Below are 11,256 nucleotides of genomic sequence, written 5' to 3' on the forward strand. Positions count from 1 at the left end.
GAGGGGGGAGGGGGGGGGAGGGGGGGAAAGAGAAGGGGGCCGCCGCTCTTCCTCCCCCCCCCCCGCTCCAGCGATGTCAGACGATGCGTCAGACCGTCGCGGGGTGCTTGCAGTGCTTGAGCGTCAGCGGGATCGCGCCCAGTGCCAGGGCGGCGACGATCGCGCCGTAGCCCAGCGCCGTGTTGTGCAGGCCGATCTTGGTGGTGAGGATGCCCGCGATCACGCCGGGGATCGAGAACGACAGGTACGCGACCACGTAGATGGCCGAGATGAGCTCACTACGGCGCATCGGGTGGGCCATGCTGGAGAGCGTGCGGAAGACGCCGAGGAAGCCGGCGCCGTAGCCGCAGCCCGCGATGACCGTGCCGACGAAGAGCAGGGTCGGGATGTCGGCGGCGATGGCGGCGACCGTGATCAGCACGCCGGCGCTGAGCATCGAGCAGCCGAACAGGACGATCTTGCGCGAGGCCCAGGACCGCAGCACCAGGCCGGTACCGGCGCCGAACGCGCAGAGCAGGAAGATGACGATGCCGCCGAGCAGCACGTTGTGCGATTTCTCCATCTTCAGCGTGAGCGAGGTGCCCAGTGACATGTAGAAGCCGCTCAGCGCCCAGACCGCGACCAGCACCGGCATGGTGGAGAAGAACGCCCGCTTGACGTTCGGTTCGATGCTGACCTTCACGTCCACCTTGAAGTGCTGACGGGTGGTCACCGTCTCCTTCACCAGGGTGGGCACGATGATCGCGAGCGCGACGAACATGATGAACATCAGGCCGTAGATCAGCTTGGTCGGCTGCGGGCCGTACTGCACCAGCGCGCCGGAGCAGAGCGCGCCCACAGCGAGGCCGGCCGGCGGCACGGTCGCGTTGATGAGCGGCGCGAGTCCGGGGCGGTGGGCCGGCTGCAGGTCGACCAGCGCCGCCGAGACGGCCGCCGTGACCAGGCCGGTCGCGACGCCCTGCAGGAGCCGGGCGGCGAAGAGCCAGGCGACGTCGCTCGCGAAGAAGAAGAGCACCATGGTGGCGGCCTGGACGACCAGCGCCGTGACGATGACGGGCCGTCGGCCGATCGCGTCGGAGAGCGCGCCGGCCAGCAGCATGGTGATCAGCAGCGTCGCGGCGTAGGCGGCGAAGACCAGGGTCAGTGTGGTGGCCGAGAAGTGCCACTTCGCGGCGTAGATGCCGTACATCGGTGACGGCGCGCTGACCGCGAACAGGTACAGGAACGACGTTACCGCGATGATCCAGAACCCGCGGCTGCTGGGCTGTCCGATGCGCGCGCCCGTGGTCGGGGCGCTTTGGCTGATGGTGCTCACGAGAACCTCCTCACTCCGATTGCGGACGGGCGCCGAACGGCCGGCGCCCGCTCCCGACGGTCTGTCAGATCACTCGAACCAGTAGTCCAGCGTGGCCTCGGCGCCCTCGCCCAGGTTGGCGCGGAAGCCGCCGGCGCCGCGCAGGCCGGCCAGTTCGCCGGTGCCGGTGCCCGGCACGACGAACCACTCGCCGCTGACGACGCTGCCCTCGAGCGTGCCGGTGTCCTGGAGGACGAAGGTGCCCGTGCGGCCGGCCAGCGTGCCGGTGAACCGCTCCAGGCCGACGAAACCGGCGGTCCCGTCGGCGCGGTAGACCTGGAGGAACTCGACCACGCCCTCGCCCTCGAGGTCGCCGCTGAAGCTCTCCTCGGCGTGGATCCGGTTCAGGATCCCGCCCTCGGCGGGCGCCTCGTAGGCCTCCGGCTCGTACTTGTGCACGGTGATGACGGCATTGGCGCGAGTCTTGTCGCCGTTGCTCATGATGCTCGGCCTTTCATGGCGGTCAGGTGCTGACGGCCACCCGGGTGGCCATCGGTGGGGAGAACCGGTGCGGGTGGCAGAGGTACGGGATGAAGAGTGGCGGGACGAAGAGGGACGGGATGGAGAGACGAGTGAGGCGGGGGAGGAAAAAGGGGCGAGCTGCTGATCCGGGTGGCAGTCGAATTCGGGGAATTCGACCCGGGTGTCGGCGGAACGTCGAATTCCACTGAACCCGAAGTCCGAAGCTCGCGCCGACCGGATTACCCGGAACGAACGGCTCCGGGGGCGGCGCCGAAATCGCGCCGAGAACCGAATGCCGGCAGGCGGGTAGCCGGCCGGCGATCTCGGGCGCGTTCAGGGCCCCTCCGAAGCCGGAGGGACCCGCCCAGTGGTCGCCGGTGGCCGTGGCGACGGCAGGCGCCGGGGGAGCGGCGGCCTTGCCGCGCACAGTGGCCCGGCGGGCTGGTGCCCGGGCCTCTCGCGGGCGCCTACTGAGCGGATCACGATCAGCCCCTTGTCCTCGGGCTCGGGTCATCGGGTGCGGTCATCGGGCTCGATCAGCCGAATCGGTCATCGGGTCGAATTGGGATGGCCGCGCGCACCGCGAACCGCGGACATGGCGGCTGTCTGCGGGATTTATTGTTCGCCCGTGCATTCACGCCAGTCAACAGAGGTAGTCATACCGGTCATACTCTGCTAAGTCGACGGCGATCGAATGTCTGACCGGACAGGGAAATATCGAAACATCAATATCAACTGGAACGGGAGTTTCCATTGTCCGCTCTGCTATCGCACGCAGAAACGACAGCGAGCCGCCGGCCCCTCGGGAAGTCCCGAGAGGGCCGGCGGCTCGCCGGATACTGCTGGCAGCTGCCGTGACTGCTGTGGCTGCTGCTACTTCGTCAGGTCGGGGCCGGTCGCCGCGACCGCGGCCGGAGTGTCGGCCACGGCCGTCTTCTCCTCACCGCGGAAGGTGAACTTGGCTTCCTTGCCCTCACCCTCCACGCCGACGACCACGATCTGGCCGGCCCGCAGCTCGCCGAAGAGGATCTTCTCCGACAGGTGGTCCTCGATCTCGCGCTGGATCGTGCGACGCAGCGGACGGGCACCGAGGATCGGGTCGTAGCCGCGCTTCGCGAGCAGCTGCTTGGCCTCGATGCTGAGCTCCAGGCCCATGTCGCGGTCCTTCAGCCGGCCATCCACCTTGTCGACCATGAGGTCGACGATCTGGATGATGTCCTCCTCGGTCAGCTGGTGGAAGACCACGATGTCATCGACACGGTTCAGGAACTCGGGGCGGAAGTGCTGCTTGAGCTCCTCGCCGACCTTCGCCTTCATCCGCTCGTAGCCGGACTGGGTGTCGCCCACGGCCGCGAAGCCCAGGTTGAAGCCCTTGGAGATGTCCCGGGTGCCGAGGTTGGTGGTCATGATGATGACCGTGTTCTTGAAGTCCACGACCCGGCCCTGGGAGTCGGTCAGCCGACCGTCCTCCAGGATCTGCAGCAGCGAGTTGAAGATGTCCGGGTGGGCCTTCTCGACCTCGTCGAAGAGCACGACCGAGAACGGCTTGCGGCGCACCTTCTCGGTGAGCTGGCCGCCCTCCTCGTAGCCGACGTAGCCGGGCGGGGAGCCGAACAGCCGCGAGACGGTGTGCTTCTCGCTGAACTCCGACATGTCGAGGGAGATCAGCGCGTCCTCGTCGCCGAAGAGGAACTCGGCGAGCGTCTTGGAGAGCTCGGTCTTACCGACACCCGAGGGGCCGGCGAAGATGAACGAGCCGCCGGGACGCTTCGGGTCCTTGAGGCCCGCACGCGTGCGCCGGATGGCCTGGGAGAGCGCCTTGATGGCGTCCTTCTGGCCGATGACGCGCTTGTGCAGCTCGTCCTCCATGCGCAGCAGGCGGGAGGACTCCTCCTCGGTCAGCTTGAAGACCGGGATGCCGGTCGCGGTGGCCAGGACCTCGGCGATGAGCTCCTCGTCCACCTCCGCGACGACGTCCATGTCGCCGGCCTTCCACTCCTTCTCGCGCTTGGCCTTCGCGTTCAGGAGCTGCTTCTCGTCGTCGCGCAGCGAGGCGGCCTTCTCGAAGTCCTGCGCGTCGATCGCGCTCTCCTTCTCGCGGCGGACCTCGGCGATCTTCTCGTCGAACTCGCGCAGGTCCGGCGGCGCGGTCATCCGGCGGATGCGCATCCGGGAGCCGGCCTCGTCGATCAGGTCGATCGCCTTGTCCGGCAGGAAGCGGTCCGAGATGTACCGGTCGGCCAGCGTCGCTGCGGCGACCAGCGCGGCGTCCGTGATGGACACCCGGTGGTGCGCCTCGTAGCGGTCGCGCAGACCCTTGAGGATCTCGATGGTGTGCGGCAGCGAGGGCTCGGCGACCTGGATCGGCTGGAAGCGGCGCTCCAGCGCGGCGTCCTTCTCCAGGTGCTTGCGGTACTCGTCGAGCGTGGTGGCGCCGATGGTCTGCAGCTCACCGCGGGCCAGCATCGGCTTCAGGATCGAGGCCGCGTCGATCGCACCCTCGGCGGCGCCGGCGCCGACCAGGGTGTGCAGCTCGTCGATGAAGAGGATGATGTCGCCGCGGGTGCGGATCTCCTTGAGCACCTTCTTCAGGCGCTCCTCGAAGTCACCGCGGTAGCGCGAGCCGGCCACCAGGGCGCCCAGGTCCAGCGTGTAGAGCTGCTTGTCCTTGAGCGTCTCGGGAACCTCGCCCTTGACGATCGCCTGGGCCAGGCCCTCGACGACGGCGGTCTTGCCGACGCCGGGCTCGCCGATCAGCACCGGGTTGTTCTTGGTGCGGCGGGACAGCACCTGCATGACCCGCTCGATCTCCTTCTCGCGCCCGATGACCGGGTCGAGCTTGGCCTCGCGGGCGGCCTGGGTGAGGTTGCGGCCGAACTGGTCCAGGACCAGCGAGGTCGAGGGCGTGCCCTCGGCCGGGCCGCCGGCCGTGGCCGACTCCTTGCCGCCGCTCTGGTAGCCGGAGAGCAGCTGGATGACCTGCTGGCGGACCCGGTTCAGGTCGGCGCCCAGCTTCACCAGGACCTGGGCGGCGACGCCCTCGCCCTCGCGGATCAGGCCGAGCAGGATGTGCTCGGTGCCGATGTAGTTGTGGCCGAGCTGAAGGGCCTCGCGGAGCGAGAGCTCCAGCACCTTCTTCGCCCGGGGGGTGAAGGGAATGTGGCCGGACGGGGCCTGCTGGCCCTGTCCGATGATCTCCTCGACCTGCTGGCGGACCGCCTCAAGAGAGATCCCGAGGCTCTCCAGGGCCTTAGCGGCGACACCCTCACCCTCGTGGATCAGGCCCAGGAGGATGTGCTCGGTGCCGATGTAGTTGTGGTTGAGCATCCGGGCTTCTTCCTGAGCCAGGACGACAACCCGCCGCGCGCGGTCGGTGAACCTCTCGAACATCGTTAATCGCTCCTCAGAGCGGTCGGGCAGTTCGGGGACTGTCCCCGCCCTGTCCTTCCGCATGCTAGTCCCGCTCAGCGGCGCGGCCCACGGTTCTCCCTCGCGGGCGCGAGGGAATCATGCTGCGCGACCAGCCGACACCTTCCCCAACCTGATGCTGGGGAACGGTGTTCCCGCTCGTACGCCCGATGCACGTGTTGCCGCTACGCCAATGGCGAACACACTCCGGCCCCGATCCGGGAACAGAGAGCGGTCGCCGGGTATTGCCGGCTTCACGGCCTCCTGCGGTACGGGTCGCGGTGCACTGGCGTGCCCGGCCGACGGCCCGTCCCACCTGCATTCATACCGGAAATTGCGGCTGTTCTCGCGCAGTTTCCGCAGTAGTGTTGTTCGCTCGGCGAGAAGTCCACCGCCGTCGGCACCGGGTGACGGAGCCTCAGCGAGGGCACTCGCAGTCGCGTGCCACCACCGCACTGCCCGGAGTCGAGCGGGAATCGACCGGCCCCCCGGCCCGGTAGGGCCAAACGGGGGCGGACGCCGTGACCGGGCCGCTGTTCCAGCGTTGCACATGCCGTGAGCGATCCGCTGCCCCCGCCCTGCCACCGCCCCCACCGGGGCGCCCGTGACCGCACGGTCGTGACCGCAGGGCTGTGACCGCGCGGGCGTGACCGCGCCGGCACATGACCGCGGGGCGCGGAGAAGGATCCTCCACGCCCCGTCGTCGATGCCGCGCTCCGGCTGTGCGCCGGGCCTGGCCGTCAGGACGCGTTGGCCGCCTCGTACGCCTCGCGGACGTTGCTCGGAACCCGGCCGCGGTCGTTCACGTTGAAACCGTTGTCCTTCGCCCAGGTACGGATCTTCGCGGTGTCCGCGCTGCCCGCGGCGGGGCGGGCGGCGCTGCGGCCACCGGCGCGACGCGCACTGGTGAGCCGGCCGCTCTGCTTGCGGCCCTTGTCCACGTAGGGGCCGAGCAGCCCGCGCAGCTTCTCGGCGTTCTCCGACTTCAGGTCGATCTCGTAGGCAACGCCGTCGAGGGCGAACGTCACCGTCTCGTCCGCCGAACCGCCGTCGAGATCGTCTTCAAGAATGACCTGCACCCTCTGTGCCACGGGACTCCCTTTCCTCTTAACGACCCAATGCCTTAGGGAAAGGAAACCGCCTTTTCTCGGAAAACACAAACCCCGGTTCGTTCGGGCCGGTCCGGCATGTGCTGCGGCAAGTCGGCGGGGCAGTGCTTCAGAGGTGCAGCAGCATGCGAGAGTTGCCCAGGGTGTTGGGCTTCACGCGCTCCAGGTCGAGGAACTCGGCCACTCCTTCGTCGTACGATCGAAGGAGTTCTTCATACACTTCCGTAGCGATGACGGCCGGGTCTGTCGTACCATCATCGGTTTCCCCGATCTCGACGAAGCCGTGTTTCGCGAAGAACGCGACCTCGAACGTCAAGCAGAAAATCCGACGGACGCCGAGCCAGCGCGCGGTCTGCAGCAGCTTCTCCAGCAGGCCGTGGCCGACACCGTGACCTCGGCAGATCGGGTCCACCGCGAGGGTGCGGACCTCGGCCAGGTCCTCCCACATCACGTGCAGTGCTCCGCAGGCGACCACCGCGCTGTCGTCATCGCGTTCGGCCACCCAGAACTCCTGGATCGATTCGAACAGGGTGACGGTCGGCTTGTCGAGCAGAATGCCGTCCTGCGAGTACGCGTCGATGAGCCGGCGTACGGCTCGCACATCACTGGTCCGCGCCCGGCGGATGGTGACCTCCATGGCGGGACGTTATCGCGTCGGCTCCGACGGCTTCTCGCCCGGTGGGTTCTCGTCCGTCCCGTTCCCGTCCGGCGGGTTCTCGTCGGGTGGGGGACCGGCCACCCGCAGTGCGTCGCGCAGTGCCGCGCGCTGCCCGCCCGACATCAGGCCGAAGAAGTGCACCAGCGCGGCGGCCGGATTGTCACTGGTGGCCCACGCGTCGTTCATCAGTGCCGCGGTGTACGCCTCGCGCGAGGAGACCGGTTCATATCGATAGGCCCGCCCCACCTGTTCCCGGCGCAGCCAGCCCTTTCGGTACAGCTTGTCCAGCACCGTCATCACGGTGGTGTAGGCGATTTCCCGATCCGCACGCAGATCGACCAGAACCTCGCGCACCGTCACCGGCCGGTTCCAGTGCCACACCCTGGTCATGACGGCGTTCTCCAGCTCGCCGAGTTGACGCACCATACGACCACTTTAGAGAGTTTTGTCTGATCAATGGCGCAGGCCGCTGACCCGATCTCGGGAAAGCGGCCTGCGGCGGGTGCTGCGGCGGGTGCGGCGACTACTCCGCGGCGCTGCGCGGCGCGGCGGTGGAGGCCGCCATCACCTCGGCGGCGGCGTCCTCCTTGCCCTTCTGGGAGCCGCCCTGGCTGCGGATGATGGCCCGCACCAGGAAGCCGAAGCCGATGGCCATCACCAGCGGCGGCACGATCGCACTGACGTACTGCATCAGGTCATTCTCCCTCGGTCTGAGCTGCCTCGGTCTGCTCTGCGGTCCCCGTGCTCTTCGTGCTCGCGCCGCCGGAGTCGGGCCGCACCAGCGGGAAGAGCACCGTCTCACGGATGTTCTTGCCGGTGAGCAGCATGATCAGGCGGTCCACGCCCAGGCCGAGGCCGCCGGTCGGCGGCATCGCGTACTCCAGGGCGCGCAGGAAGTCCTCGTCCAGCTGCATCGCCTCGACGTCGCCGCCGGCCGCCAGCAGCGACTGGGCGGTCAGCCGGGCCCGCTGCTCGACCGGGTCGATCAGCTCCGAGTAGGCGGTGCCGATCTCGGTGCCGAAGATCACCAGGTCCCACTTCTCCGCCACGCCCTCGATCGAGCGGTGCCGGCGGGTCAGCGGCGAGACCTCGGTCGGGTAGTCCTTGAGGAACGTCGGCCGGATCGCGTTCTCCTCCAGCAGGCGCTCGATCATCTCCAGGATGATCTGGCCGTGGCCCCACTCCTTCTCGTACGGGACGCCGGCCGCGTCGGCGAGCTTGCGCAGCTCCTCGACGCTCGTCTGCGGGGTGACCTCGGTGCCCAGGCGCTCCGAGATGCCGGGGTAGACGCTGATCTCCTCCCACGGCTCGGCCAGGTCGATCTCGTGCTCGACGCCGTGCGGGTCGGTGCCGCGCACGACGGTGGTGCCGAGCGCGTCGCGCGCGGCGTTGATGATGAGCGCGCGGATCAGCTCGGCCTGGGTGTCGTAGTCGCCGTAGGCCTCGTACGACTCCAGCGCGGTGAACTCCGGGTTGTGGGTCGCGTCCGCGCCCTCGTTGCGGAAGTTCCGGTTGAGCTCGAAGACCTTCTCGGCCCCGCCGACCACCAGGCGCTTCAGGTAGAGCTCGGTCGCGATCCGCAGGTACAGGTCGATGTCGTACGCGTTGATGTGCGTGATGAACGGACGGGCGTTCGCACCGCCGTGGATCGGCTGCAGCATCGGGGTCTCGACCTCGAGGTAGCCGCGGCTCTCGTAGGTGTTGCGGATCGACCGCACCACCTTGCTGCGCAGCTGCAGCATCTCCCGGGCCTCGGGGTTCACGATCAGGTCGACGTAGCGCTGGCGGACCCGGGCCTCCGGGTCGGTCAGACCCTTGTGCTTGTCGGGCAGCGGGCGCAGGCACTTCGCGGTCAGCGCCCAGCTGTCCACCATGACGCTGAGCTCACCGCGCTTGGAGGTGATCACCTCGCCCTCGACACCCACCTGGTCGCCCAGGTCGATGTCCGACTTCCAGGACGCCAGGCGCTCCTCGCCGAGCTTGTCCAGGGAGAGCATCACCTGGAGGTCGCCCGAGCCGTCGCGCAGCGTCGCGAAGCAGAGCTTGCCGCCGGTCCGGGCCAGCACGACCCGCCCGGTGACGCCGACCCGCTCACCGGTCGCGGTGTCCGCGGGCAGGTCGGGGTGCTTGGCACGCAGGTCGGCGATGGTGGTGGTGCGGGGGAACCCGACCGGGTACGGGTCGACCCCGGCGGCCCGGAGCCGGTCGAGCTTCTCGCGCCGGACGCGCATCTGCTCGGGAAGGTCGTCGGTCGCGGGGATGCTGGGCTGGCTCTGATCGGTCACCTCACCAGGGTAGCGAGACAGACGACCCGCCCCGCCACCGGATATCACCCGGGGCGGGGCGGGTCGGTACCGACCAGGGCCTGTCGGGCGAGATCCGCCGGCCAGGCCCTAAGGCCTGTCGGGGCTCAGCCGCGCGAGCCGGCCCGGCGGCGGCGGTTCGCGAAGACCAGCGCGCCGATGCCGAGCACGATCACCCCGCCGCCGATGGCGGCGATGGTGCCGGTGCCCTGGCCACCGCCGGTGAAGGCCAGCTCGGGGCCGGCGGACTTGCTCGGAGAGGCGCCGGCGGTCGGCGCGGCGTGGGTGGCGGCCGGGGCCGGGGCCGCGCTGGTCGTCGGGGCGGCGGGCGCGGAGGCGGCGGCCGACTGGCTGCCGAAGGCGAGCTGGACGCTGTTGTTCGCCGGGTTCGGGTCGAACGGCAGCTTGTCGGTCGCGTTGAAGTCCGACGGCGCCTCGCCGTTCACGAAGTCGACCAGGCCACCCAGAACCGCGGTCGGGTCGTCCACCTGGAGACCGAAGTCGAAGGTGATCTTGAAGCCGGCGGGCTGGAAGTCGTGCGTGTCGCAGCGGTACAGCGTGCGGCCGGCGCCGGTCGGATCGGTGGTCTTCTGCAGCAGGCAGCCGCTGGGCACGGTGGTGGCCTTGACGCCCGCGGGCAGGATCACCTGCAGGTCGGCCGGCGAGGAGCCGGCGCGGTCGATGCTCATCGCCGGTCCGTCGTTGCGCAGGCCGACCTCGAGGGTGCCCTGCTTGCCGCCGGCCTGCGGGGTCCAGGTGCCCAGCGCGACGAAGTCGGCGGTGTTGACGACGGTGTACTCGAGCGAGGTGTTGGCGGCGTTGCCGGTCAGGCCCAGGTCGGCCACGTCCGAGACGACCGGCGACGGCGACTCGGGCTTGCCCAGGGTCAGGCGCGGACCGCTGCCCTGGACGAGCTTGTCCTTCCCGAAGCCGTAGGCCGCGGGGTTGACCGGCAGCGGGCTGACGCCGAACTCGATCATGTCGCTGGCGGCCTGGCCGGTCACGTCGAACTGCATCGGGTCCAGGTGGACCGTCTCGCCCGGGGCGATGCCGGTGTTGACGGTGCAGATCGCGATCGACTCGGGCGGCGTCGTGGTGTCGTACAGGCAGTTGCCGTACTGGTGCATCGGCAGGCCGCTGTTCGAGTAGATCGTCACGGTGGTCTCGGTCGAGGCCAGCGAGCCGTTGTTCGTGATGTCGAGGCCGGTGGTGATCGTCGAGCCGACCTTGAGGCCCTTCTGGGCGGCGAGCGGCTTGACCGCCAGCTTGGTCCCGCCGACGGTCAGCGCGGTGTCGAACGTGCCGGTGGCGCCGTCGGTCGTCGTGGCCGTGATGTGCAGCTTCCCCGAGGCTCCGAGCTTGGCGCCCTGCACGGCCTGGAACTTGAGCTGGAGGGCGCCGGCGGGGGCGTTCAGGAAGTCCTGGCAGCTGACCGCGGTGCCCTTGGTGGTGCAGTCGAAGCCGGACTGGAAGGTGGCGACGCCGGCCAGTGCGGCGGTGTCGAAGCTGTAGGTGACGTTCGCCTGGGAGCCGTTGCGCAGGGGCGGCGCCCCGGCATCGGCGACCTGGAGCTGGATCTGCGTCGAGCTGCCGTCGGCGGGCAGCGCGTAGGCCGAGTCGCCCTTGAAGGTCACGGTCCCGCCGGCCGCCTGGGCCGGCAGGGCGGTGGCGCCCGCGGCGAAGAGCGCGGTGAGCGTGGTGGCACCGAGCGCGGTGGCGCGGCGGCTGCGGGCTGAGAGCACGTGGATCCCCTGGTTGCTTGAACGTCTCAGCGGACTGTAAGGGGATCAGGAAAGACACTATTCGGTCATCATTGGACAGCAGTGGCGCAAATGCGCACATGCTTTCCCGAATCGTGACCATGGCTCAGGTGTGAAGTGCGCGCATTATCGACAAAGCGCTGCGGGGGGACGGCCCCAAAGGGGGGGGACCACCACGACCTCGGGGGGCCGGTGACGAACC

Annotated in this window: 9 protein-coding genes; all 9 read right to left on the reverse strand. The window is 69.2% G+C overall.

Annotated elements, in window-relative coordinates:
- Positions 1-88 precede the first annotated feature (88 nt).
- The 9 genes from AC060L_RS26845 to AC060L_RS26885 all read right to left on the reverse strand — a co-directional run bounded on the left by AC060L_RS26845 (position 89) and on the right by AC060L_RS26885 (position 11,036).
- On the reverse strand, positions 89-1,315 hold the full coding sequence (locus AC060L_RS26845; RefSeq protein ID WP_483801504.1) for an MFS transporter: 1,227 nt from the start codon (positions 1,313-1,315) through the stop codon (positions 89-91).
- A gap of 69 nt (positions 1,316-1,384) precedes the next feature.
- The gene (locus AC060L_RS26850; RefSeq protein ID WP_483801505.1) at positions 1,385-1,795 is read right to left on the reverse strand and encodes a DUF3224 domain-containing protein; all 411 of its coding nucleotides are present in this window, start codon (positions 1,793-1,795) and stop codon (positions 1,385-1,387) included.
- Positions 1,796-2,689: 894 nt separating this feature from the next.
- Positions 2,690-5,206 carry an ATP-dependent Clp protease ATP-binding subunit gene (locus tag AC060L_RS26855; protein WP_483801506.1) on the reverse strand — a complete coding sequence of 839 codons (2,517 nt, stop codon included), beginning with the start codon at positions 5,204-5,206 and terminating at the stop codon, positions 2,690-2,692.
- Between the two features lie 758 nt (positions 5,207-5,964).
- The gene (locus tag AC060L_RS26860) at positions 5,965-6,315 is read right to left on the reverse strand and encodes a histone-like nucleoid-structuring protein Lsr2 (protein WP_483801507.1); all 351 of its coding nucleotides are present in this window, start codon (positions 6,313-6,315) and stop codon (positions 5,965-5,967) included.
- 127 nt (positions 6,316-6,442) lie between these two features.
- Positions 6,443-6,970 (reverse strand): amino-acid N-acetyltransferase, encoded by a 528-nt coding sequence (locus tag AC060L_RS26865; protein WP_483801508.1) that lies wholly within the window; start codon positions 6,968-6,970, stop codon positions 6,443-6,445.
- A gap of 9 nt (positions 6,971-6,979) precedes the next feature.
- Positions 6,980-7,417, reverse strand: coding sequence for a BlaI/MecI/CopY family transcriptional regulator (locus tag AC060L_RS26870; protein ID WP_483801509.1), 438 nt, complete (start codon positions 7,415-7,417; stop codon positions 6,980-6,982).
- Between the two features lie 97 nt (positions 7,418-7,514).
- Complete coding sequence (locus AC060L_RS26875) at positions 7,515-7,682, reverse strand: hypothetical protein (RefSeq protein WP_483801510.1); 168 nt, start codon at positions 7,680-7,682, stop codon at positions 7,515-7,517.
- 4 nt (positions 7,683-7,686) lie between these two features.
- Entirely contained in the window at positions 7,687-9,276 is a 1,590-nt protein-coding gene (gene lysX / locus AC060L_RS26880; RefSeq protein ID WP_483801511.1) for a bifunctional lysylphosphatidylglycerol synthetase/lysine--tRNA ligase LysX, read from the reverse strand.
- Between the two features lie 125 nt (positions 9,277-9,401).
- Entirely contained in the window at positions 9,402-11,036 is a 1,635-nt protein-coding gene (locus tag AC060L_RS26885; protein ID WP_483801512.1) for a hypothetical protein, read from the reverse strand.
- Between the last annotated feature and the right edge of the window lie 220 nt (positions 11,037-11,256).

This window comes from Kitasatospora sp. NEAU-69, from assembly GCF_057158765.1.